Genomic DNA, 23,857 nt, shown 5'->3' with positions numbered 1-23,857 from the left:
TAATACAACACCAGATCAGTCCTGGTCATTCTTGTCGTGCAGTTCATGAACGGGCGGCAAACATCCCTCACTGCCAGCCTCGGGGGCGAGCCGCAGTTCGAAGGAGTAATCGCCCAGGGTTCCGGACATGCCGCGTCGATTTGCGCCGGTCGTCAGCGGGCCTGCGTCAATCTGCGCCTGCACTTCGTAGAGCGCCATTTCCAACAGTTTGCGCAGGTGTTCAGGGCTTTGAGCGGTGGCCTGGAGATGCAGATCGTATTTGCCGGTTGCCAAGGCTGATTCATGCTCAACGATGGTCGACTGTACCTCCACCGGATCCGGCTGTTCGCTCTCTTGGGCCGCGTTGAAAGCGGCAGATGCCGCCAGAATCGCGGCGTGCTCTTCGTCCATCAGGTCGAGCACTCGCGACAGCTCCAGGGTGCGCTCGGGCTGATCCTGCATCTGCGCTTTGACTTCCAGACGACGTAACTGCCATTCGCGCAGTTTCTCTCGGGTCAGATCGTCAATTTCAGCCACTTGCCTTACCTCTCGTTGCCAGGCGAGGGAGTATGCCACTGTTCGGCTTCGACAGCCGCACGGGCACCGGGACGCTGCGCTGCTGATCCGCGCGTTTCTGATGGCGGATCACCGCCAAAGGCCAAATCGCAGGCATAAAAAAACCGCAGTGGGCGAAACCCATGCAGTTCTCTTTGCAGCCTTTGGTTCGTTAAGGTGGTGCCCCCACCAGCCACACCCCGGCACACAATGTTCCCGCTGTGGCTGCTTCCTTCCGGATCTGACCAGGTTCACGGGTAATCGTTGCGGGGGGACCGATGGGGTCACCATAACGACGCTTGCCTGTCGGCGAGCCGCGCCATTGTACCTGTCTGAGATGAAGTTACAACCGTTGGTTGCAGATAAAAAATACCAACAGGTTCAAGGACATGCGAAGACGGCGAAAGATCGCAGCCTGCGGCAGCTCCTAGAGGGCCAGGACTTCGTCTGCACGACCGCCAGCCTGCTGGATCACCAGATGAATGAAGTGCAGCTTGGCAATTGCCGCTGCCGGCAGTACGAACGGGTAGAAATCCGGCTGGCCCATGCTGCGCGACAGTTCGTTGAGCATGCCGGCCAGTTCGATCCACGCATTGACGAACGACAGGAATGCCGTACCGCCCGGGTGCTCCGGGTCGTAAAGGGTGCTGGTCGGAAAGGGCTGATAGTCGAAGTCCATTTCCCGCGCGCTCATGCCAAAGCCGAGCGCCGTGTCCACCGCGTCCATCATGTGCAGGTAATGCGCCCAGGTTTCTGCCCAGTCTTCCCACGGATGCATGGTCGCGTAGGCGCTGACGAAGTGCTGCGGCCAGTCCAATGGCGCGCCTTGCTGATAATGCCGGTCCAGCGCCTCGGCGTAACTGGCGCGCTCGTCGCCGAACAGGGTGCGGAATGCGCCAAGCCAGGGGCCGTTGGCGATGAGGCGATCCCAGTAATAATGGCCGACCTCATGGCGAAAATGCCCGAGCAGCGTGCGATATGGCTCGTGCATCGCCGCCCTGACCTGCTCACGGTGAGCGTCGTCGGCTTCTTTGATGTCGAGGGTGATCAGGCCGTTGGCGTGGCCGGTCATCGGCGCGTTGCCTTCGAGATCGACGCCGATGAAGTCGAAGGCCAACCCGGTTTCTTCATCCGTGGTTTTCGCGATGACCGGCAAGCCGAGGGTGATCAGTTGCGCGACCAGTCGACGCTTGGCGATTTCGACCTTGCGCCAGCGTTCGGGGTTTTCCGCGACGGACAGGTCGGGAATGGTGCGGTTGAGGCTGCAAGCGATGCACAAGGTGTCGTGATCGTCGGCCTTCAGCAGCCAGTTGCACGCGGCGGGCATGTCGAGGTTGGCGCAGCGACGGAACAGACCGGCGTCGGGATCGACGTCGAGTGTCCAGGTGCCCTCTTCCGGCCCCGGTTGCAGCGAGGTCAGGCGACTTTGTTCGGGTTGATAGCCAAGCAAGGCGCTACAGGCCAGACACTGACTGTTGCGAAAGAACAGCGACTGGCCGCAACGGCACGGCCAGACTTTGCTGTTGCGCGAGGATCCGGCCACGAACGGCGCGATGATGCGGGAACTGAGCTGCTCGAAAAAGCGGTGCATGGCGATCTCTCCCTGGGACTGGCCAAGACTAGATCATCCTGAAGACAACATCGTTCCCACCCATAACCGCGCAGCCGGGTGATAGCAGCATTGTGGTGAGGGGATTTATCCCCGCTCGACTGCGCAGCAGTCGCAAAAAACCGTACACGCGATACAGATGAAATGATCGGTCGCAGGGTTTTGGGGTCGCTGCGCAACCCAGCGGGGATAAATCCCCTCGCCACAGGTGTCCATCCGGAGAGGGATAAATCCCCTCGCCACAGGTGTCCATCCGGAGAGGGATAAACCCCTCACCACAGGAGTTCATCCGCTCAGACAGCGACGCCGTGGGTTTTGAGGAAGGCGATAAACGCTTCTTCGTCCATGACCTTCACACCCAGCTCATTGGCCTTGGTCAGTTTCGAGCCAGCACCCGGGCCTGCGACCACACAGTGGGTTTTCGCCGATACCGAGCCTGCGACTTTCGCACCGAGGCTTTCCAGATGCTCCTTGGCCACATCCCGGCTCATCAGTTCGACCTTGCCGGTCAGCACCCAGGTTTCGCCGGACAGTGGCAGACCTTCGACAACTTTCTTCTCGCTCTGCCAATGCATGCCGAAATCGCGTAGTTGCTGCTCGGCCTGCTCGGCCAGTTGCCGATGCTCGGGCAAGGCGAAGAACTCGCGCACCGAGTTGGCCTGCTTCTCCGGCAATGCCTGGCGCATGTCCAGCCAGTCAGCGTTCATCACCGCTTGCAGCGAACCAAAGCGGTCGGCGAGTTTCTGCGCACCACCGGGGCCGACGAAAGGAATGTGCAGTTTGTCGAGCAAGCCGCCCAGCGTGGTGCTGGCGGCGAACTCCGCGCCCAGTTCGCCCTGATCCTGAATCTGCAAACCATGGCCGAGCAATTCGCTGATGACCTGCTGGTTGTGCGCATCCTCAAAGAAACTGTGTATCTCGTGCGCCACTTCCAGGCCGACATCCGGCAAGTAGGTCAGCACATGCGGCAAGGCCTGTTGCACGCGCTCCAGCGAACCCAGCGAACGCGCCAGCACCTTGGCCGTCTCTTCGCCGACATCGGGAATGCCGAGGGCGTAGATGAAACGTGCCAAGCTTGGTTGCTTGCTGTCCTCAATGGCTTTCAGCAGCTTGTTACTGGAAACCTCGGCAAAGCCCTCCAGATCGACAATGTCATCGAATTTCAGTGCATAGAGATCGGCCGGCGAACTGACCAGACCCTCGTCGACCAGTTGCTCGACGCTCTTGTCGCCCAAGCCTTCGATATCCATGGCCCGACGCGAAACAAAGTGGATGATCGCCTGCTTCAATTGCGCGCCACAGGCCAGTCGGCCGACGCAGCGATACACCGCGCCTTCGCTGAAGGTTTCCCTGCCCTTGCTGCGCTTGACCAGTTGCGTGCGTTCAACGTGGGAGCCGCACACCGGGCAGCTTTCAGGAATGGCGACGGGCCGAGCGTTGTCAGGACGACGCTCGGTGACTACCTGCACCACTTGCGGAATCACATCGCCGGCGCGGCGAATGATCACCGTGTCGCCGATCATCAAGCCCAGACGTGCGACTTCGTCCATGTTGTGCAACGTGGCGTTGGCCACGGTGACGCCGGCGACTTTCACCGGTTTCAGACGCGCCACCGGAGTGACGGCACCGGTGCGGCCGACCTGGAATTCCACGTCGAGCAGTTCGGTGAGTTCTTCCATCGCCGGGAATTTGTGCGCGATCGCCCAACGCGGCTCGCGGGCGCGGAAGCCCAGTTCACGCTGGTCGGCGATGCTGTTGACCTTGAACACCACACCGTCGATTTCATAGGCCAACGAGTCACGGCGCGCGCCGATGTCGCGGTAATACTCCAGGCACTCGTCGATGCCCTTGGCCAGCTTCAGTTCATGACTGATTGGCATGCCCCACTTCTGCAACTGCTTGAGGTTGCCGATGTGGGTGTCGGCAATATCGTGGGACACCTGGCCAATGCCGTAGCAACAGAATTCCAGCGGCCGGTTGGCGGTGATTTTCGAGTCGAGCTGGCGCAGGCTGCCTGCTGCCGCGTTGCGCGGGTTGGCGAAGGTCTTGCCGCCGATTTCCAGTTGCGAAGCATTGAGGCGCTCGAAACCGGCCTTGGACATGAACACTTCACCGCGCACTTCCAGCGTCGCCGGCCAGCCTTCGCCGTGCAGCTTCAGCGGAATGTTGCGCACGGTGCGCACGTTGACGCTGATGTCCTCGCCGGTGGTGCCATCGCCTCGCGTGGCGCCGCGCACCAGCAGACCGTCCTGATACAGCAGGCTGACCGCCAGGCCATCGAGCTTCGGCTCGCAGCTGTATTCCACCGCTGCGCCGCCACCAAACAGATCGCCAGCTGGCACGTCGAGGCCTTCGTTGACGCGGCGATCGAACTCGCGCATGTCGGATTCTTCGAAGGCGTTGCCGAGGCTGAGCATCGGGATTTCGTGGCGCACCTGAGTGAACGCGGTCAGCGCCATGCTGCCGACGCGCTGGGTCGGCGAGTCGCTGGTGATCAGGTCCGGGTTGGCCGCTTCCAGCGCCTTGAGCTCGTGGAACAAGCGGTCGTATTCGGCATCGGGAATGCTCGGCTCGTCGAGAACGTGATAGCGATAGTTGTGCTGATCCAGCTCAGCGCGCAGCTCTAGAATGCGGTTTTTGGCGGCGGTCATGGGTGTTCTCTCATAAAGCAAAAGAGCAGCCGAGGCTGCTCCAGTGTTATTCCATTATCGGCGATGGGCCAAAAGATCGCAGCCTCGTTGCACTCGACAGCTCCTACAGGCCCAAGGCTGCGATCTTTTGAACTTGCCCTTAGCGCTTCTGGGTCAGAGCGCGGCGCTCGAATTCAACGATGCGCTGACGGTAGTGCTCGATCGTCTGCGCGGTCAGTACGCTGCGCTGGTCGTCTTTCAATTCGCCGTTCAGTTCCTGGGACAGCTTGCGGGCTGCCGCGACCATCACGTCGAAGGCCTGCTTCGGATGACGCGGGCCTGGCAAGCCGAGGAAGAAGCTCACCGCCGGGGTGCTGAAATGGTCGATGTCGTCCAGATCAAAAATACCCGGCTTGACCGCATTCGCCATGGAGAACAGCACTTCGCCGTTGCCAGCCATGCTTTCGTGACGGTGGAAAATGTCCATCTCGCCGAAACGCAGGCCGCTTTCGAGAATGTTCTGCAGCAGCGCCGGGCCCTTGAAGCCGGCCGGGTCGCGGCAGATCACGCTGATCACCAGAACTTCTTCGGCTTGCGGCTGATCTTTTTCCGCCACGGCCGCTGCAGGCTTGCTGTCTTCGGCGAAATCGTCATCGCGACTGCTGAAGCTCGGGCCGCCGTCCAGATCAAGGTCGAGGTTCAGGTCGCCCTGCGCCGGGCCGTTGCTGCCACGCTTGCCACGTTTCGAACCGGATTCACGCGGCTCGCGGGCTTCGCGGTTGGGCATGCTCACCGACGGCAGATCGTGCTCGTCCAGTTGCGGCTCTTTGTGCGTGTCCAGGACGCGGGCCGGGCCCAACAGCTCGGCGCTGGTGTCCTCGTCCGGCAGATTGGACAGGCTCCGGTCGAGACGGAATTTCAGCTTTCCCTTGCCGCCGCGCATACGGCGCCAGCCATCGAAAAGAATACCGGCTATCACAATGATGCCGATGACGATCAGCCACTCGCGCAGACCGATTTCCATGTAATCCCGTGCCTCTATAAAAAATGCTGAAAAATAAGGGGTTTACACTGCGTAAACCGCTTTAAAACGTGGCGCCAACTCTATGTTCTGACAGGCGTTTTGCCCACGTATACGAAAAATTGACATTAAACTAGCACGATCAAAGGCTTCGCAGCTACAAGCTTTAAGCTCCAAGCCACAAGCCGTCCACTTGCAGCTTGGAGCTTGTCACTTGCAGCTGCGCCGCTAGGCATCCACCATCGCCATCGCCTCCTCGACATCCACCGCCACCAATCGCGAACAACCCGGTTCATGCATGGTCACGCCCATCAACTGCTCGGCCATTTCCATGGCGATCTTGTTGTGGGTGATGTAGATGAACTGCACGGTCTGCGACATCTCTTTGACCAGGCGTGCGTAGCGTCCAACGTTAGCGTCATCCAGTGGCGCGTCAACCTCATCGAGCATGCAGAACGGCGCCGGGTTCAACTTGAAAATGGCAAAAACCAGGGCCAGAGCAGTCAGGGCTTTTTCGCCGCCGGAGAGCAAATGGATGGTGCTGTTCTTCTTCCCGGGCGGCTGCGCCATGATCGTCACCCCTGTATCGAGTAGATCTTCGCCCGTCAGTTCCAAATACGCGCGCCCGCCACCGAAAACTTTCGGGAAAAGTGCCTGTAATCCGCCGTTGATCTGATCAAAGGTATCTTTGAAACGGTTGCGGGTCTCCTTGTCGATCTTGCGGATGACGTTTTCCAGGGTCTCCAGCGCTTCGACCAGATCGGCGTCCTGCGCATCCAGATAACGTTTACGCTCCGATTGTTGCGTGTATTCGTCGATGGCCGCGAGGTTGATCGCACCCAGGCGCTGAATCCGCGCGTTAATGCGTTCGAGTTCTTCTTCGGCTTCGCGTTCACTGGCTTGCGCAGTCAATGTCGCGAGCACGCCGTTGAGATCGTAGCCATCTTCGAGCAATTGATCCTGCAAAGCCTTGCGGCGCACGGTCAGGGCTTGCCATTCCATGCGTTGCTGTTCGAGCTGGCCGCGAATCAACTGCGACTGCTGTTCGGCCTGAGTGCGGCGTTTTTCCGCGTCGCGCAATTCACGATCGGCGTCTTCCAAGGCGATCTGCGCGGTCTTGAGCTCTTCATCGACGGTCATGCGCTTGTCGAGCAACTCTTCGAGTTTCAGACGCAGCTCTTCCAGCGGCGCCTCGCCCTCCTCCAGATTCAGACTTAACTGCTCGCGCTTTTCAGTCAGGCGTTCGGCCTGCATTTCCAGACGCTCCAGCGCCTGACGCGTGGAGTCATGCTGGGCGCGCAACGAGCCGAGACGCACCGCCAGTTGATGGGCGTGATCCTTGTGCTGCCGCGCTTCCTGACGCACGCGATCAAGACGTTCGCGCAGGCTGTCGCGCTGGGCCAGCAGCAACTCGCGCTGCTCGGTGTCGAGCGCCATGGCATCCAGCGCTTCCTGCAATTGCATGCGCGCTTCGCCGACCTGCTCGTGCTCAAGCTCGCGCTGCTCGCCGAGTTCGACCAGCTCTTCATCGAGACGGGTGCGGCGCAATGTCAGCTGTTCGGCCTTGGCTTTGCCAGCGGACAATTGTGCTTTCAGTTCGCCTTGCTGGCGCGCTTCGTCCTGCAGCAAGCGGCGCAGATGTTCGCGGCCGTTTTCCTGCTGGCGCTGTTGCGCGCGCAAGGTTTGCAGGCGGGTTTCCATGGCCTCGACCGTGGCTTCGCGCTCTTCGCGCTCCAGTTGCAGGTCTTCGATTTCCTGGCCACGGGCGAGCATGCCGCTTTCCGCTTCGCTGGCCCGGCGCACGCGCAGGAAATGCCGACCGACCCAGTAACCGTCGCGGCTGATCAGGCTCTGGCCTGCACTCAACTGACCGCGCAAGGCCAGTGCCTGCTCAAGGCTGTCGACCGGTTTGACCTGGCCAAGCCACGGCGACAGATCGATCTGCGCCTCGACTTTATCCAGCAGACTGCCCGCCACCCGCACGCCATCGCTGGCCGGGCTGAGCAGGCGCAGATCGCCCTGAGTGAAACCGGACAGATCAAAACCGCTGAAATCGTCGACCAGCACCGCTTGCAGATCGGCGCCGAGCACGGTTTCCACTGCCAGCTCCCAACCGGCCTCGACCTTCAGGCCTTCGGCCAGACGCGGACGCTCGGCGAGATTGTGTTCTTTCAACCATTCGGCGGTGCCGGTGCCCGGATCGAGCGCGGCCTGCTGCAAAGCTTCCAATGAAGCCAGACGCCCGTTGAGCCGCTGCAGATCGCCCTGCGCCTGCTGCTGCGCGGTCAACGCTTGCTGCAATTCCTGACGCAGTTGTTCGAGCTTTTCGACCTGCGCTTCTTCGCTGGTCTGCAAATCTTCCAGAGTCGCTTCGGACTCGGCGAGCTGCTCGTTGAGCGCCATGATTGCCGCGTCTTCCGGGTCGGCGGAAAGCAACGCGCGCTCTTCGGCGAGACGTTTCTGCCGGTCGGCCAGGCGCTCCATGCTGCTTTCCAGCTGCTGGATCCGCGACTGTTGCACTTCGGCCTGACGGCGCGGTTCGGCAGCGGTCAGGTTGAAAGCGTCCCACTGCTCCTGCCAACCGTGCATGGTGGTTTCGGCTTCTTCGAGGGCCGCGGCGGCTTCCTCGGCGGCGGCGCTGGTGACTTCCTGTTCTGGCGTGAGCATGTCGAGCTCTTCGCCAAGGGTCAGCAGCAACGTGCGGTCGTGGCCCAGGTGCGACTCGGTTTCCAGACGCGCGCGCTCGGCTTCTTTCAGATCGTCCTGCAACTGGCGCAGACGCTGCTGACCGTGCTGGATACTTTGCTCGACCCGGGCGATGTCGCCGCCGACCGAATAGAAGCGGCCCTGCACCAGATTGAAGCGCTCGGACAGGTCGTGGTGACCGTCGCGCAGGCGTTCGATGGCCGCATCAGCGTTACGCTGTTCAGCGACCAGCGCTTCGAAGCTGACTTCCTGGTTGCCGATGATCGACTCGCGCTGACCGACCTGCTCGTTAAGATCCTGCCAGCGCAGGGCCGACAGTTGCGCCTTGAGCTGACGCTCTTCGGCCTTGAGTTCCTGATACTTTTTCGCCGCCTCGGCCTGACGGTGCAGACGTTCGAGCTGGCGCTCCAGCTCCTCGCGCAGGTCGGTGAGGCGGGCGAGGTTCTCGTGAGTGCGGCGGATGCGGTTCTCGGTCTCGCGGCGGCGCTCTTTATATTTCGAGATGCCGGCGGCTTCCTCGATGAAGTTACGCAGGTCTTCGGGCTTGGATTCGATCAGCTTGGAGATCATCCCCTGTTCGATGATCGAGTAGCTGCGCGGGCCGAGGCCGGTGCCGAGGAAGATATCGGTGATGTCGCGCCGACGGCATTTGGTGCCGTTGAGGTAATAAGTGGTCTGGCTGTCGCGGGTGACTTTGCGGCGGATGGAAATTTCCGCATAGGCCGCGTATTCGCCGAGCAGCGTGCCATCGGAGTTGTCGAACACCAGTTCGATGCTCGCCTGGCTCACCGGTTTGCGGCTGGTCGAACCGTTGAAGATGACGTCGGTCATCGATTCGCCACGGAGGTTCTTCGCCGAACTTTCACCCATCACCCAGCGCACGGCGTCGATGATGTTCGACTTGCCGCAACCGTTCGGCCCGACGACCGCCGCCATGTTACTGGGGAAGTTCACCGTGGTCGGGTCGACGAAGGATTTGAACCCCGCCAGTTTGATGCACTTTAGCCGCACGCTCAGGCAACCGTCAGCGCAGACACCACCAGATCGCAGCTGCGCTGGGCATACGCCGTGAGCACGATGCGGATCTGCGGCAAATCACGGGCGAGGACGGCGGCCAGCAAGCGTTCGAACAGTTCGAGGAATTCGCTCATTTCCGCCTTGCGCTGTTCAAGAGCGAGGAAATACGCGCGGCTCATCGCCGGCTGGAGGTTCTCGACGGTTTCTTGCAGGTACGGATTGTTGGCAAACGGATAGGCGGCGCGCATCACCGCAAAGCTGTCATCGACGAAGCTGCGGATATCGCCGCGTTCGTAATTGGCGGTCAGGCGCTGCTGGATCTGCACGAACGGCGCCATGTCCGACTGCACTTGCCAGCCATTCGCCACCGAATTGCCAAGCAGGATGTACAGCTCGCTCATCAGCGTGCACAGGCTCTGCACCTTGTGCGGCGTCAGCTCGGTGACGTGGGCGCCACGACGCGGCAGGATCGCGATCAGGTGACGGCGCTCGAGGATCAGCAAGGCTTCGCGGACCGAACCGCGGCTGACGTTGAGCGCCAGCGTGACCTTCTGTTCCTGGATGCGCTCTCCCGGCTTCATTTCGCCACGAATGATGCGTTCGGCGAGGTGGTGAGCGATTTGCTCGGCGAGGCTGTCCGGCGCCTTGAACGTCATGGTTGTCCTTCAAACTCTATCGATCTGCACAAGCGGCGCAGTGTAGCGCATAAGCACGGTCATGGCGGAGTGCCCACTCAGCGGTTTTTGGCACGAATCCCGCAAAAAAGCGCAGTGACCGATGAAGGTCAATACTGAATAGACACGCTGTTGATCGACGAAACGGATTTTCCTGACCTTTAAGTCAGAAAACCATTGACCGAAAAGTCAGACCTGCTAAATTCGGTTCACGTCGGTTAACAACAATAATGAGTCTGCGAGGCCTTCCGTGATCCAGTTTTTACTTAACCAGGAACTCCGTAGCGAGCACGCCCTGGACCCGAATCTGACTGTGCTCAATTACCTGCGCGAACACGTGGGCAAGCCCGGCACCAAAGAAGGTTGCGCCAGCGGCGACTGCGGCGCCTGCACTGTGGTAGTAGGCGAGTTGCAGACCGATGACACGGGACGTGAACACATTCGTTATCGCAGCCTCAATTCGTGCCTGACTTTCGTCTCGTCATTGCACGGCAAGCAACTGATCAGCGTCGAAGACCTCAAGCACAAGGGCGAACTGCACAGCGTGCAGAAAGCCATGGTCGAGTGTCACGGTTCGCAGTGCGGCTTCTGCACCCCCGGTTTCGTCATGTCGCTGTTCGCCCTGCAAAAGAACAGCGATGCGCCGGATCAGGCCAAGGCCCACGAAGCCCTCGCCGGCAACCTCTGCCGCTGCACTGGCTACCGCCCTATTCTGGCCGCTGCCGAACAATCCTGCTGCGCCAGGCCTGCGGATCAGTTCGACGCCCGCGAAGCCGAAACCATCGCCCGCCTCAAGGCTATCGCGCCGACCGATATTGGTGAACTCAACAGCGGTGACAAGCGCTGCCTGGTGCCGCTGACCGTCGCTGACCTGGCCGACCTCTACGACGCTTATCCACAAGCGCGCCTGCTCGCCGGCGGCACCGATCTGGCGCTGGAAGTCACCCAGTTCCACCGCACCCTGCCGGTGATGATCTACGTCGGCAACGTCGCCGAAATGAAGCGCATCGAAACCTTCGCAGACCGCATCGAAATCGGCGCCGCCACCGCCCTCTCCGACTGCTACGAGGCGTTGAATGCCGAATATCCGGACTTCGGCGAATTGCTGCATCGCTTCGCCTCGCTGCAAATCCGCAACCAGGGCACCCTCGGCGGCAACATCGGCAACGCCTCGCCGATCGGTGACTCGCCACCGCTGCTGATCGCCCTCGGCGCGCAGATCGTGCTGTGCAAAGGCGAAACCCGCCGCACCTTGAACCTGGAAGATTACTTCATCGACTACCGCGTCACCGCGCGGCAGGAAAGCGAATTCATCGAAAAAATCATCGTCCCGCGCGCCAGCGCCGAGCAGTTGTTCCGCGCCTATAAAGTGTCGAAGCGCCTGGACGACGACATCTCCGCCGTCTGCGCTGCCTTCAATCTGCGCGTGGAACATGGCGTGATCAGCGACGCGCGCGTGGCCTTCGGCGGCATGGCGGCGATTCCGAAACGCGCTGCGCACTGCGAAGCCGTGTTGCGAGGCGCGCCGTTCAACAACGCCGTGATCGAACGCGCCTGCGCCGCGCTGGCCGAAGATTTCACGCCGCTCTCGGACTTCCGTGCCAGCAAGGAATATCGCCTGCTCAGCGCGCAGAATCTGCTGCGCAAATACTTCATCGAACTGCAAACACCGCACATCGAGACTCGGGTGACCGCTTATGTCTAACCATCACGCCGTAGAGAAGACCCAGGCTGAATTGGCCGAACTGTTCGCCCAGGATCTGACCACCGGTGTCGGCCGCAGCGTCAAGCACGACAGCGCCGCCAAGCATGTGTCCGGTGAAGCGCAGTACATCGATGATCGCCTGGAATTTCCCAATCAGTTGCACCTCTATGCACGCCTGTCAGACCGCGCCCACGCGAAAATCATCAGCATCGACACGCAGCCGTGCTACGCCTTCGAAGGCGTGCGCATTGTCATCACCCACGAAGACGTGCCGGGCCTGAAAGACATCGGCCCGCTGATGCCGGGCGATCCGCTGCTGGCCATCGATGACGTGCAGTTTGTCGGCCAACCGGTGCTGGCGGTCGCGGCGAAAGATCTGGAAACCGCGCGCAAAGCGGCGATGGCGGCGATCATTGAATACGAAGATCTGGAACCGGTGCTCGACGTCGTCGAAGCCCTGCGCAAACGCCATTTCGTGCTCGACAGCCACACCCATCAGCGCGGCGATTCTGTCTCTGCACTGGCCACGGCCGAACACCGCATTCAGGGCACGCTGCACATTGGCGGCCAGGAGCACTTTTATCTGGAGACACAAATCTCCTCGGTAATGCCCACCGAAGACGGCGGCATGATCGTCTACTGCTCGACGCAGAACCCGACCGAAGTGCAGAAACTGGTCGCCGAAGTGCTCGACGTGTCGATGAACAAGATCGTCGTCGACATGCGCCGCATGGGCGGTGGTTTCGGTGGCAAGGAAACCCAGGCCGCGAGCCCGGCGTGCCTGTGCGCGGTGGTCGCGCACCTCACCGGCCAGCCGACCAAGATGCGCCTGCCGCGCGTCGAAGACATGCTGATGACCGGCAAGCGTCACCCGTTCTACGTCGAGTACGACGTCGGCTTCGACAGCAGTGGGCGTCTGCACGGAATCAACATGGAGCTGGCCGGCAACTGCGGCTGCTCGCCGGACTTGTCCGCCTCGATCGTTGATCGGGCGATGTTCCACTCGGACAACTCCTACTACCTCGGCGATGCGACCATCAACGGCCACCGCTGCAAGACCAACACCGCGTCGAACACCGCTTACCGTGGCTTCGGTGGCCCGCAAGGCATGGTCGCCATCGAAGAAGTGATGGATGCGATTGCCCGGCACTTGAAGCTCGACCCGCTGGCGGTGCGCAAGGCCAACTACTACGGCAAGACCGAGCGCAACGTCACCCATTACTACCAGACCGTCGAGCACAACATGCTCGAAGAGATGACCGCCGAACTGGAAGAAAGCAGCCAGTATGCCGAGCGCCGCGAAGCGATCCGTCGCTACAACGCCAACAGCCCGATCCTGAAAAAAGGCTTGGCGCTGACTCCGGTGAAGTTCGGTATTTCCTTCACCGCCAGTTTCCTCAATCAGGCTGGTGCGCTGATCCATATTTACACCGACGGCAGCATTCACTTGAACCACGGCGGCACGGAAATGGGTCAGGGCCTGAACACCAAAGTCGCGCAGGTCGTGGCGGAAGTGTTTCAGGTCGAAATCGACCGTGTGCAGATCACTGCGACCAACACCGACAAAGTGCCGAACACCTCGCCGACCGCAGCCTCCAGCGGCGCCGACCTGAACGGCAAGGCCGCGCAGAACGCAGCTCAGACGATCAAGCAACGCCTGGTCGAATTTGCCGCGCGGCACTACAAGGTCAGCGAAGAAGACGTCGAATTCCGCAACGGCCACGTGCGGGTGCGCGAGCAGATCCTGACCTTCGAAGCGCTGATCCAGCAGGCGTATTTCAATCAGGTCTCGCTGTCGAGCACTGGCTTCTACAAGACCCCGAAAATCTACTACGACCGCAGTCAGGCGCGGGGCCGTCCGTTCTATTACTTCGCTTTCGGCGCAGCCTGCTGCGAAGTGATCGTCGACACCCTGACCGGCGAGTACAAGATGCTGCGCACCGACATCCTGCACGACGTCGGCGCCTCGCTGAACCCGTCGATCGACATCGGTCAGGTCGAGGGCGGTTTCGTCCAGGGCATGGGCTGGCTGACCATGGAAGAGCTGGTCTGGAACAACAAGGGCAAGCTGATGACCAACGGCCCGGCCAGCTACAAGATCCCGGCGGTGGCGGACATGCCGCTGGATCTGCGGGTGAAACTGGTGGAAAACCGCAAGAACCCGGAAGACACAGTGTTCCATTCCAAAGCCGTCGGTGAACCGCCGTTCATGCTCGGCATCGCCGCTTGGTGCGCAATCAAGGACGCGGTGGCGAGTCTCGGTGATTATCAGCATCAGCCGAAAATCGATGCGCCGGCCACGCCGGAGCGGGTGTTGTGGGGCTGCGAGCAGATGCGCCAGCTCAAAGCGGTGAAAGCCGTCGAAGCTGAAACCGAGCTGGCTCCGCTCTAGGACCGAGGCGCGGCCATTCGCTGGCAAGCCAGCGAATAGGCCCGAACAGACAACGATGTTGTAGGGGTGACATATGTACAACTGGATCGACGCCCTCGCCGACCTGCAGAATCAGGGCGAGCCCTGTGTGCTGGTGACGATCATCGAAGAACTCGGTTCGACGCCACGCAACGCCGGCTCGAAAATGGTCGTCAGCGCCGACCGCCTGTTCGACACCATCGGTGGCGGGCATCTGGAATTCAAAGCCATGCAGATCGCCCGCGAGATGCTCGCCAGCGGTAAGCAGGACACCCATCTGGAGCGCTTCAGCCTCGGTGCCAGCCTCGGCCAGTGTTGCGGCGGCGCCACGGTGTTGCTGTTCGAACCGATGGGCCAGGTCCAGGCGCAGATTGCCGTGTTCGGTGCAGGCCACGTCGGTCGCGCCCTCGTGCCGCTGCTGGCCAGCCTGCCCTGCCGGGTGCGCTGGATCGATTCGCGCGAGGCCGAGTTCCCTGAACACATCCCCCCCGGCGTGCGTAAAATCGTCAGCGAAGAGCCGGTGGATGAAGTCGATGACCTGCCTGCCGGCAGCTACTGCATCGTCATGACCCACAATCATCAGCTCGATCTGGAGCTGACCGCGGCGATTCTCAAGCGCAACGATTTCACCTGGTTCGGCCTGATCGGTTCGAAAACCAAACGCGCCAAGTTCGAACATCGCCTGCGCGATCGTGGTTTCGACCCGAGCGTGGTGCAGCGCATGCGCTGCCCGATGGGCATCGGCGAAGTCAAAGGCAAACTGCCTGTGGAAATCGCCATCTCCATCGCCGGAGAAATCATCGCCACCTACAACGCCAATTTCGGCCAGCACAGCGCCCGCGCCGAACCGATTGCCCGACTGCTGCCCGCTTCGCGCCGCAGTCAGGCCGCCAAACTCAAAGCCTCAAACTGATTAGAGAACCCTCATGCCTTTGACTCGCAAAGCCTACCGCGCCGCCATTCTGCACAGCATTGCCGACCCTGCCGAAGTCGGTATCGAAGCCTCCTATGAATATTTCGAGGATGGCCTGCTGGTGATCGACGATGGCAAGATCAGCGCCCTTGGCCACGCCAGCGAACTGCTGCCGACCCTGCCGGCGGATATCGAGATCAACCATTATCAGGATGCGCTGATCACTCCGGGCTTCATCGACACGCACATTCACCTGCCGCAAACCGGGATGGTCGGCTCCTATGGCGAGCAATTGCTCGACTGGCTGAACACCTACACCTTCCCCTGCGAAAGCCAGTTTGGCGACAAGGCCCACGCCGACGAAGTGGCCGATATTTTCATCAAGGAATTGCTGCGCAACGGCACCACCACGGCGCTGGTGTTCGGCAGCGTGCATCCGCAATCGGTGAATTCGTTTTTCGAGGCGGCCGAGAAGCTCGACCTGCGCATGATCGCCGGCAAGGTGATGATGGACCGCAATGCCCCGGATTATCTGGTCGATACCGCCGAATCCAGCTACGTCGACAGCAAGGCGCTGATCGAGCGCTGGCACGGCAAGGGTCGCTTGCACTATGCGGTGACGCCGCGCTTCGCCCCCACCAGCACCCCGGAACAACTGACCCTCGCCGGGCAACTGCTCACGGAATATCCGGATCTGTACATGCAGACCCACATCAGCGAAAACCTCAAGGAAATCGAGTGGGTCAAAGAGCTGTTTCCGGAGCGCAAGGGCTACCTCGACGTCTACGATCACTACCAATTGCTCGGCGAGCGCTCGGTGTTTGCCCACGGCGTGCACTTGTGTGACGAAGAATGCGCGCGACTGGCAGAAACCGGCTCGGCGATCTCGTTCTGCCCGACCTCGAACCTGTTCCTCGGCAGCGGCCTGTTCAACCTGCCGATGGCGGAAAAACACAAGCTCAACGTCGGCCTCGGCACCGACGTTGGCGGCGGCACCAGTTTCTCGCTGCTGCAGACGCTGAACGAAGCGTACAAAGTGATGCAACTGCAAGGCGCGCGCCTGAGTCCGTTCAAATCGCTGTACCTGGCGACGCTGGGTGGCGCGCGGGCGCTGCGCCTGGAAGACAAGATCGGTAACCTGCAACCGGGCTCCGATGCCGACTTCCTGGTGCTGGATTACAACGCCACGCCGCTGCTGAGCTATCGCTTGAAGCAGTCCAATAACATTGCCGAGACGTTGTTTGTACTGATGACGCTGGGGGATGACCGAACGGTGGCGCAGACGTATGCGGCGGGGGCGCTGGTGCATCAGCGCTGAGTTTTTCCAGAGCATAAAAAATCCCCCGGTGGTGTTTACCCCGGGGGATTTTTGTTGCCGGTCAGGTTGTCTTCGCGAGCAGGCTCGCTCCCACCTTTGAAATGCATTGCCCTGTGGGAGCGAGCCTGCTCGCGAAAGCCGCGACTCGGTCTCAGCTTAGAGCTTGGCCGCTGGACGCCCCGGCTTCTTGGTCTGCAACAAATGCGAGAACACCGCATGCAGATCATCCGACGCGCCTTCCTCGTCGAGGTTGAGCTTGCTGTCGATGTGATCCATGTGATGCATCATCAGGTTCACCGCCAGCTCACCGTCGCGTTTCTCGATCGCGTCGATCAACTGCGTGTGTTCATCGTACGAGCAATGCGAGCGGTTGCCGCTTTCGTACTGGGCGATGATCAATGAAGTCTGCGACACCAGGCTGCGCTGGAAGCTGATCAACGGCGCGTTCATCGCCGCCTCCGCCAGCTTCAGGTGGAATTCGCCTGACAGCCGAATACCGGCGCCGCGATCGCCGCGCGAGAAACTGTCGCGCTCATCGTTGACCATCTGCCGCAGCTCGGCTATCTGCTCGGCAGTGGCATGTTGCACCGCCAATTCAGTGATCGCCCGCTCGACCAGACGCCGGGCGAGAAACACCTGACGCGCTTCCTCAACACTCGGGCTGGCGACGACGGCGCCACGGTTCGGCCGCAACAGCACCACGCCTTCATGGGCCAGACGCGACAGCGCGCGGCGAATGATGGTGCGGCTGACCCCGAAGATTTCCCCCAGCGCTTCTTCGCTCAATTTGGTGCCGGGCGCCAGACGCTGTTCGAGGATGGCCTCGAAGATATGCGCGTAGACAATATCGTCCTGGGTTCCGCTGCGGCCGGCTTTGCCTGCTCGCGGTTGTTTCTTGAGGGGTTGCAACTGTTCGTTCATGGGCACTCGAGTCGGGAAAGCTGCGGCGAATAGACCGTGACTGTAATACGGCACAGTAGGTCGCTGGCAAGTATCGCGTAAAAAACAGCGCGATTGTACACAATGAATGGTGGCAACACGACTGTACGGCTGTTTGCGCCTGCGGCTGTATTGCAGCGGTTTGTCAGGTTTGAGTTTAGGCTTGATCGCAGAATCCGCTGCATGACCGCAATCCTCCCGTGGGAGCGAGCCTGCTCGCGAAAGCCATTCCACATTCACTATGAATGTTGACTGACCTACCGCTTTCGCGAGCAGGCTCGCTCCCACAGAGGTTCTGTGTTGTGGCGGACATCTCCATTGCTATAAGGAACACCGCCGTCATGACCGACGCTACCCACGCCCGCCTGCGCCCTCTTGCCGACACCTCGCCTTCCGCCATCGTCGCCGGTTTCATCGCGATGATGACCGGCTACACCAGTTCGCTGGTGCTGATGTTCCAGGCCGGGCAAGCGGCTGGCCTGAGCAGCGGGCAGATTTCCTCGTGGATCTGGGCGATTTCAATCGGCATGGCGGTGTGTTCGATCGGCTTGTCGCTACGCTATCGCACACCAATCACCATCGCCTGGTCGACACCCGGCGCGGCGTTGCTGATCACCAGCCTGGGCGGTGTCAGTTACGGCGAGGCGATCGGCGCCTATGTCACTTGCGCGGTACTGGTGACGATCTGCGGCCTGACCGGCAGCTTCGAACGTCTGGTGAAAAAAATCCCGGCCTCTTTGGCGGCCGCTCTGCTGGCAGGGATTCTGTTCAAGATCGGCAGCGAAATCTTCGTCGCCGCGCAACACCGTACCGGACTGGTGCTGGGGATGTTTTTCACCTATCTGGTGGTCAAGCGCCTGTCGCCACGCTATGCCGTGCTCGCGGCGCTGCTGATTGGCACTGCGCTGTCGGGCTTGATGGGGCTGCTGGATTTCAGCGCCTTTCATCTGGAAGTGGCCACGCCGGTCTGGACTACGCCACATTTTTCCCTGGCGGCGACCATCAGCATTGGCATTCCGCTGTTCGTGGTGGCGATGACCTCGCAGAACATGCCCGGCATCGCCGTGCTGCGTGCCGATGGCTATAACGTCCCGGCCTCGCCGCTGATCACTACCACCGGCATCGCCTCGCTGTTGCTGGCGCCGTTCGGCTCCCACGGCATCAACCTCGCGGCCATCAGCGCAGCGATCTGCACCGGCCCGCATGCCCACGAAGATCGCAACAAGCGCTACACCGCCGCGGTGTGGTGCGGGGTGTTCTACGGGATTGCCGGGGTGTTCGGCGCGACGTTGGCGGCATTGTTTGCGGCGTTGCCGAAAGAACTGGTGCTGTCGATTGCTGCGCTGGCGTTGTTCGGCTCGATCATCAATGGCTTGAGCATTGCCATGAGCGAGGTGAAGGAACGGGAAGCGGCGTTGATCACCTTTATGGTCACGGCGTCGGGGTTGACGCTGTTTTCCATTGGTTCGGCGTTCTGGGGGATTGTGGCGGGGGTGGTGACGCTGGTGATTCTGAATTGGCGTAAAGACTAAAAGCAAAGATCGCAGCCTTCGGCAGCTCCCACAGGAGATCGCGTTCCCCTGTAGGAGCTGACGAATAAAACGAGGCTGCGATCTTTTGATCCACGAAAAAAAACGGCGACCCTAAGGTCGCCGTTTTTTCAGTATCACTTGGCCGCGTTGATCGGCTTTTCCGGATACCACACGTCCAGCAGCGGGCTGACTTCGTACTTGGTCAGCTCGGAGCGGTTTTTCAGCCAGGCTTCAACGGCAGCGCGCTGCTCTTCGTTGACCGAGCCACGCTTCTGCAGGCACACCAGACCGAAGTCGTCGCCGCCAACATAACCCAGACCGTTGGCTTCCATGGCTTCTTTGATGAATGCTTCGAGGAAAGCGTCAATGGCTTCTTCGGACAAGTCTTCTTTGAAGTCCAGGTTCAGTTCGAAACCCAGCTCTTGAAATTCATCAACGCACAGTTTTTTGCGCAGACGCTGGGAACGGTTAGTCGCCATTGGAACAATCCTCTTAAGTAATAACGGCCGGCACTTTACCAGTTTAAGCCAGCGATTGCCCGACTCTCTGGCCGCTGCGGCCGACCGCCTGTAAAAAAATAAGCGATTGGCCGGGCCTGACACGGCACAAGCTGTTACAGCTTGGGGCATAATGCCGACACTTTCATGACCACTGAGGGCCTTTTCATCCATGTCCTCGTCTTTTTCCCCCTCTTTTGCAGGGTTTTATTGCATATGATCAAATCGTTGCGTCCACTGTTTCTCGCCGGCCTTCTTCTGCCTCTGGCCCTGCCTGTCTCCGCTGCCACCATCAACACTTCCCTCACCCCGAACGTCGAAAAAGCCCTTAAGGCCAGCAAGTTGCAGCCCACTGCGCTGTCGCTGGTGATGGTGCCGCTCGACGGTCCGGGCACGCCGACCGTGTTCAACGCCGACGTCTCGGTCAACCCGGCCTCGACGATGAAACTGGTCACCACTTACGCGGCGCTGGAAATGCTCGGCCCCAACCATCAGTGGAAAACCGAGTTCTACACCGACGGCGACCTGAGCGGCGGCATTCTCAACGGCAACCTCTACCTCAAGGGTGGCGGTGACCCGAAGCTGAACATGGAGAAACTCTGGCTGTTGATGCGCGACCTGCGCGCCAACGGCGTGACGCAGATCACCGGCGACCTGATCCTCGACCGCAACTTCTTCGTGCAGCCGCAATTGCCGGAATTCAACGATGACGGCAACGACGACAACAAGCCGTTCCTGGTCAAGCCCGATTCGCTGCTGGTCAACCTCAAGGCCCTGCGCTTCGTCGCGCGCAATGACGGTGGCCGCGTGTTGATTTCGGTGGAGCCGCCGATTGCCAGCATTCGTATCGAAAACACCGTCAAGGCCCTGCCGTCCAAGCAATGCACCGGCGGCGTGCGCTACAACCCGGTGCCGCAGGCCGATGGCAGCGTGACCGTGACCGTTGGCGGCCAGTTGGGCGAAGGCTGCAGCTCGCAGACTTACCTGTCGCTGCTCGACCACGCGACCTACACCGCCGGCGCCGTGCGGGCGATCTGGAAGGAACTGGGTGGCAGCATTCAGGGCAAGGATCGCCTGGCGCCAACGCCGAGCAGCGCCAAACTGCTCGCCCGCGCGTACTCGCCGGATCTGGCCGAGATCATCCGCGACATCAACAAATACAGTAACAACACCATGGCCCAGCAGCTGTTCCTCAGCCTTGGCCAGCGTTTCCGCAACGATGCCGACGGTGACGACGCCCGGGCCGCGCAACGCGTGGTGCGTCAGTGGCTGGCGAAGAAAGGCATCACCGCGCCGCATCTGGTGATGGAAAACGGCTCCGGTCTGTCGCGGGCCGAGCGGGTCAGCGCGCGTGAGATGGCCAACATGTTGCAGGCCGCCTGGCACAGCCCGTACGCCGCCGAGTACATCAGCTCGCTGCCGATTGCCGGTACCGACGGCACCATGCGCAAACGCCTGAAAACCACGGCGATGCGCGGCGAAGCCCACGTCAAGACCGGCACGCTGAACACCGTGCGCGCGATCGCCGGTTTCAGCCGTGACGTGAACGGCAATACCTGGGCGGTGGTGGCGATCCTCAACGATAAGGCCCCGTTCGGCGCCTCGTCGGTGCTCGACCAGGTGCTGCTGGATCTGTACAAACAGCCAAAACTGCCGCAGACCGCTTCGGTGCTGTAGGCGCAGCAGATGCAATTGTGGGAGCGAGCCTGCTCGCGAAGGCGTCAGTTCAGTCAGCATGTTCAGTGACTGTCACACCGCTTTCGCGAGCAGGCTCGCTCCCACAGAAAATCACCGCCAGATCCCCTCTGCCCCACAGGGTCAGGTGTCAGGTTCGAATCAGCTCATCTCCCGCTCAACCCGATCCCGGCCATTCTGCTTCGCTGCGTAAACCCCTGAGTCAGCGCGCAGCAACAACGCATCCGCGCCCTCCCCCGGCCGCCAGCTGGCGATGCCGAAACTGGCGGTGACCACGCCAACCACATCCACCGGCGCGCTGCGCAGGCCTTCCCACAACTCCATCGCCAGCATGTACGCGTGCTCGCCGTCAATGTCCGGGCACAGCACCATGAACTCTTCGCCGCCCAAACGGCAGAACACATCGGTGCGACGCAGACGATGGCCAATTCGCTCGCAGACTGCTTGCAGCACACGGTCGCCGACGGCGTGGCCGTAATGGTCGTTGATGCGTTTGAAGTGGTCGATGTCGAGCATGATGACCGACAACTCGCCGCCGCCCCGCTCGACCCGGGCCATTTCCGTGGTCAGGCGTTCCTGGAAATAGCGACGGTTGTGAATGCCGGTCAGCGAATCAGTGATCGACAACGCGCGCAATTCTTCTTCCACGCGCTTGAGGTCGGAAATGTCCGAGATGTAGCCGTGCCACAGCACCCCGCCACCGGGCAGTTCCTCCGGCGTCGCTTCTCCGCGCACCCAGCGCAAGCCGCGCTCGGGCAGTTGCACGCGGTACTCCTCGCGCCACGGGCTGAGATTTTCCGCCGATTCACGGATCGATGAGCGCACGCGAATGGCGTCCTGTGGGTGGATGCGGCTGAAGATCGCCTCGGCGTCGAACAGCAGCGCGTCCGGCTCCAGCTCGTAGATCTCGCGGATGCCGTCGCTGGCATAGATCACGCTGAAACGCCCGTCGAATTCCATCTTGAACTGATAGATGCCGCCCGGAACATGGGCGCTGAGCTTCTTTAGCAGAATGTCCCGCGCCGCCAGTACTTCGTGAACGCGCTTGCGTTCGGTGATGTCGATGCAGATCGCCAGATGCCCGACCCACAGGCCTTGTTCGTCGAGCACCGGCGTAGCGAGCATGTTCACCGGCAGATGACTGCCGTCGCTGCGCACCAGCGTCCACTCGCGTGCTTCATGGCCGCCGACTTCGCCGCCCTCGACCAGCATTGCGTGGCAGGTCGGAATACTTTTGCCATAGCGTGCGCTCAACTCGGCGGAACGCGCCGCCAGCTCGCGAGGTAAATGCAGGTTTTCCAGGGTCATGCGCCCGACCACTTCGGCGCTGCTGTAGCCGAGCATTTGCTCAGCCCCGGGGTTGAAAGTGTTGATCACTCCGCGCAGGTCGGTGGCGATGATCGCGACCTGGGTGGCGGCATTCAATACACCGCGCAACTGGCCGTGGGTGCCGCGCAGTTCCTGCTCACGCTCGTGCAGTTCCTGGGTGCGCACCTCGACCAGGCGCACCGCGCGCTGGCGCTGGCTGACCAGCACGTAAAGCAAGGCGCTGAGCAATGCGCTGAGCAAGCCGCCAAGAATGATCACGCTGCCCACCGACGAATGGTTGGCCTGCATGAACGCCTCGCTCGGAAGGATATCGACCTGATAGTCGTGGTCGGCCATGCGCAGCAAGCGCGTCGCCGCCAGATCGCCGGGCACCGCCTCGTTGCTCGATTCGAACAGCGCCTCGTGCTGATCCTGGGTCGACAGGTCGAGAATGCGCACCGACAGGTAATCGTGCAGGGCATCGGGCAAACCGTCGGCGAGCAACTGGCGCATGCTGATCACCGCCATCACATAGCCGAACGGCTGCGATTCTCCGGCGCGACTGACCGGCGCCAGTAGCAACACCCCACGCGCGTAGGACGGCTCAATCCCGACAAGATGCATCGGTTGCGACACCGCCATGCTGCCGAGCTGGTCGGCGCGTTGCAGGGTTTCGCGGCGCAAGGGTTGGGCGAGCAAGTCATAACCCAGTGGTGGCGCCAATCGGCTTTGGGTCTGGGTGTACAGCACCGGCACATATGCGTCGCGCGCTGCCGCCAGTTGCAGCTCGCCTTTGGCGTCGAGCTCGCGAATGGTGAAGTTGCTCAGGCCTTCGTCACGCACCTGCTGTTCGAACGCGGCGCGTTCGGCACCACTGACTCTCGGGGCATAGGTATAGGCTTGGGTGCGCAGCAATAAAGGGCGGGAGTAGCCGTCGAATTCGGCGCGGGACACCGATTCGGAGTTGGCGAAGAACCGGCGCAGACTATCGAGACGTTGCTCCTGGTCCTGAAAACGTTCGGCGATACGGCTGTAGCGTTCGTTGGCCAGCAGTTGAAAGCGCTGACGCGATTGTTGCTGAAACTGGTTGAAGGTGCCCCACGCGAGCAGCCCGGTGAGAATCCCGCCGGCAAGCAACACCAGCAAAGCGACCAGCCAGGCTGAGACGTCTTCACTGATGAAACCGAGGATTTTCGGGCGCACGGGGTGCAACGGCATAAGCACGACTCACTCCGCCAGATTCACGGGAAAACCCCATTGGCGGTGTGTGAGTTATAGCTATTAGCCACTAATTTAGCCAGCACCGCTGGATCCACCGAGCCGTTAAAAATCAAGGCTCTGTGGATCCA

15 protein-coding genes and 1 other RNA gene are annotated in these 23,857 nt (G+C 61.0%); 6 read left to right on the top strand and 10 right to left on the bottom strand.

The window, feature by feature from the left end; genetic code table 11:
- Positions 1–15: 15 nt before the first annotated feature.
- The 7 genes from ACZ0AZ_RS18125 to ACZ0AZ_RS18095 all read right to left on the bottom strand — a co-directional run bounded on the left by ACZ0AZ_RS18125 (position 16) and on the right by ACZ0AZ_RS18095 (position 10,173).
- Positions 16–516, bottom strand: coding sequence for a hypothetical protein (locus ACZ0AZ_RS18125; RefSeq protein ID WP_200890494.1), 501 nt, complete (start codon positions 514–516; stop codon positions 16–18).
- A gap of 202 nt (positions 517–718) precedes the next feature.
- An RNA gene (gene ffs / locus ACZ0AZ_RS18120) (signal recognition particle sRNA small type) lies at positions 719–815 on the bottom strand.
- 146 nt (positions 816–961) lie between these two features.
- Complete coding sequence (locus ACZ0AZ_RS18115) at positions 962–2,125, bottom strand: zinc-binding metallopeptidase family protein (RefSeq protein ID WP_129999182.1); 1,164 nt, start codon at positions 2,123–2,125, stop codon at positions 962–964.
- A gap of 311 nt (positions 2,126–2,436) precedes the next feature.
- Positions 2,437–4,794, bottom strand: coding sequence for an NAD-dependent DNA ligase LigA (ligA, locus tag ACZ0AZ_RS18110; RefSeq protein WP_463537833.1), 2,358 nt, complete (start codon positions 4,792–4,794; stop codon positions 2,437–2,439).
- Between the two features lie 139 nt (positions 4,795–4,933).
- Positions 4,934–5,797 (bottom strand): cell division protein ZipA, encoded by an 864-nt coding sequence (zipA, locus tag ACZ0AZ_RS18105; RefSeq protein WP_016773851.1) that lies wholly within the window; start codon positions 5,795–5,797, stop codon positions 4,934–4,936.
- A 225-nt stretch (positions 5,798–6,022) separates the two neighbouring features.
- Positions 6,023–9,511: a chromosome segregation protein SMC gene (gene smc, locus ACZ0AZ_RS18100; RefSeq protein ID WP_415763168.1), complete on the bottom strand. Its 3,489-nt coding sequence runs from the start codon at positions 9,509–9,511 to the stop codon at positions 6,023–6,025.
- 2 nt (positions 9,512–9,513) lie between these two features.
- Positions 9,514–10,173, bottom strand: a complete 660-nt coding sequence (locus ACZ0AZ_RS18095; RefSeq protein WP_039763015.1) for a GntR family transcriptional regulator — start codon at positions 10,171–10,173, stop codon at positions 9,514–9,516.
- 268 nt (positions 10,174–10,441) lie between these two features.
- On the opposite strand from ACZ0AZ_RS18095, the gene xdhA reads away from it, so the two are divergent.
- From xdhA to guaD, 4 genes are all read left to right on the top strand, one after another.
- Positions 10,442–11,896, top strand: coding sequence for a xanthine dehydrogenase small subunit (gene xdhA / locus ACZ0AZ_RS18090; RefSeq protein ID WP_463537832.1), 1,455 nt, complete (start codon positions 10,442–10,444; stop codon positions 11,894–11,896).
- Entirely contained in the window at positions 11,889–14,288 is a 2,400-nt protein-coding gene (xdhB, locus tag ACZ0AZ_RS18085; RefSeq protein WP_463537831.1) for a xanthine dehydrogenase molybdopterin binding subunit, read from the top strand. Before xdhA ends, xdhB begins: the two co-directional genes overlap by 8 nt.
- A gap of 73 nt (positions 14,289–14,361) precedes the next feature.
- Positions 14,362–15,219 carry a xanthine dehydrogenase accessory protein XdhC gene (gene xdhC / locus ACZ0AZ_RS18080; RefSeq protein ID WP_122747100.1) on the top strand — a complete coding sequence of 286 codons (858 nt, stop codon included), beginning with the start codon at positions 14,362–14,364 and terminating at the stop codon, positions 15,217–15,219.
- 13 nt (positions 15,220–15,232) lie between these two features.
- Entirely contained in the window at positions 15,233–16,537 is a 1,305-nt protein-coding gene (gene guaD / locus ACZ0AZ_RS18075; RefSeq protein ID WP_122506510.1) for a guanine deaminase, read from the top strand.
- Positions 16,538–16,693: 156 nt separating this feature from the next.
- Here guaD and ACZ0AZ_RS18070 read toward each other — a convergent pair whose 3' ends face one another.
- Positions 16,694–17,458: a GntR family transcriptional regulator gene (locus ACZ0AZ_RS18070; protein WP_007918375.1), complete on the bottom strand. Its 765-nt coding sequence runs from the start codon at positions 17,456–17,458 to the stop codon at positions 16,694–16,696.
- Between the two features lie 359 nt (positions 17,459–17,817).
- Between ACZ0AZ_RS18070 and ACZ0AZ_RS18065 the strand changes: the two genes are divergently transcribed.
- Complete coding sequence (locus tag ACZ0AZ_RS18065) at positions 17,818–19,008, top strand: benzoate/H(+) symporter BenE family transporter (RefSeq protein ID WP_039763009.1); 1,191 nt, start codon at positions 17,818–17,820, stop codon at positions 19,006–19,008.
- A gap of 134 nt (positions 19,009–19,142) precedes the next feature.
- On the opposite strand, the gene ACZ0AZ_RS18060 is transcribed toward ACZ0AZ_RS18065, so the two are convergent.
- Complete coding sequence (locus ACZ0AZ_RS18060; RefSeq protein ID WP_016773843.1) at positions 19,143–19,487, bottom strand: YggL family protein; 345 nt, start codon at positions 19,485–19,487, stop codon at positions 19,143–19,145.
- 234 nt (positions 19,488–19,721) lie between these two features.
- On the opposite strand from ACZ0AZ_RS18060, the gene dacB reads away from it, so the two are divergent.
- A complete protein-coding gene (dacB, locus tag ACZ0AZ_RS18055) occupies positions 19,722–21,182 on the top strand; it encodes a D-alanyl-D-alanine carboxypeptidase/D-alanyl-D-alanine endopeptidase (protein ID WP_039763007.1) in 1,461 nt (486 codons plus the stop codon).
- 159 nt (positions 21,183–21,341) lie between these two features.
- On the opposite strand, the gene ACZ0AZ_RS18050 is transcribed toward dacB, so the two are convergent.
- A complete protein-coding gene (locus ACZ0AZ_RS18050) occupies positions 21,342–23,726 on the bottom strand; it encodes a sensor domain-containing diguanylate cyclase (protein WP_463570744.1) in 2,385 nt (794 codons plus the stop codon).
- Positions 23,727–23,857 lie beyond the last annotated feature (131 nt).

This window comes from Pseudomonas sp. AC239, assembly GCF_979258545.1.
The sequence above is the reverse complement of the archived record's forward strand: the minus strand, read 5'-3'. Positions and strand labels throughout refer to the sequence as shown.

Bases quoted from the DNA above. Each gene is read 5' to 3' on its own strand.
- ACZ0AZ_RS18115 (WP_129999182.1), bottom strand. From the start codon at position 2,125: ATGCACCGCTTTTTCGAGCAGCTCAGTTCCCGCATCATCGCGCCGTTC.
- ligA (WP_463537833.1), bottom strand. From the start codon at position 4,794: ATGACCGCCGCCAAAAACCGCATTCTAGAGCTGCGCGCTGAGCTGGAT.
- zipA (WP_016773851.1), bottom strand. From the start codon at position 5,797: ATGGAAATCGGTCTGCGCGAGTGGCTGATCGTCATCGGCATCATTGTG.
- ACZ0AZ_RS18095 (WP_039763015.1), bottom strand. From the start codon at position 10,173: ATGACGTTCAAGGCGCCGGACAGCCTCGCCGAGCAAATCGCTCACCAC.
- xdhB (WP_463537831.1), top strand. From the start codon at position 11,889: ATGTCTAACCATCACGCCGTAGAGAAGACCCAGGCTGAATTGGCCGAA.
- xdhC (WP_122747100.1), top strand. From the start codon at position 14,362: ATGTACAACTGGATCGACGCCCTCGCCGACCTGCAGAATCAGGGCGAG.
- guaD (WP_122506510.1), top strand. From the start codon at position 15,233: ATGCCTTTGACTCGCAAAGCCTACCGCGCCGCCATTCTGCACAGCATT.
- ACZ0AZ_RS18070 (WP_007918375.1), bottom strand. From the start codon at position 17,458: ATGAACGAACAGTTGCAACCCCTCAAGAAACAACCGCGAGCAGGCAAA.
- ACZ0AZ_RS18065 (WP_039763009.1), top strand. From the start codon at position 17,818: ATGACCGACGCTACCCACGCCCGCCTGCGCCCTCTTGCCGACACCTCG.
- ACZ0AZ_RS18060 (WP_016773843.1), bottom strand. From the start codon at position 19,487: ATGGCGACTAACCGTTCCCAGCGTCTGCGCAAAAAACTGTGCGTTGAT.
- dacB (WP_039763007.1), top strand. From the start codon at position 19,722: ATGATCAAATCGTTGCGTCCACTGTTTCTCGCCGGCCTTCTTCTGCCT.
- ACZ0AZ_RS18050 (WP_463570744.1), bottom strand. From the start codon at position 23,726: ATGCCGTTGCACCCCGTGCGCCCGAAAATCCTCGGTTTCATCAGTGAA.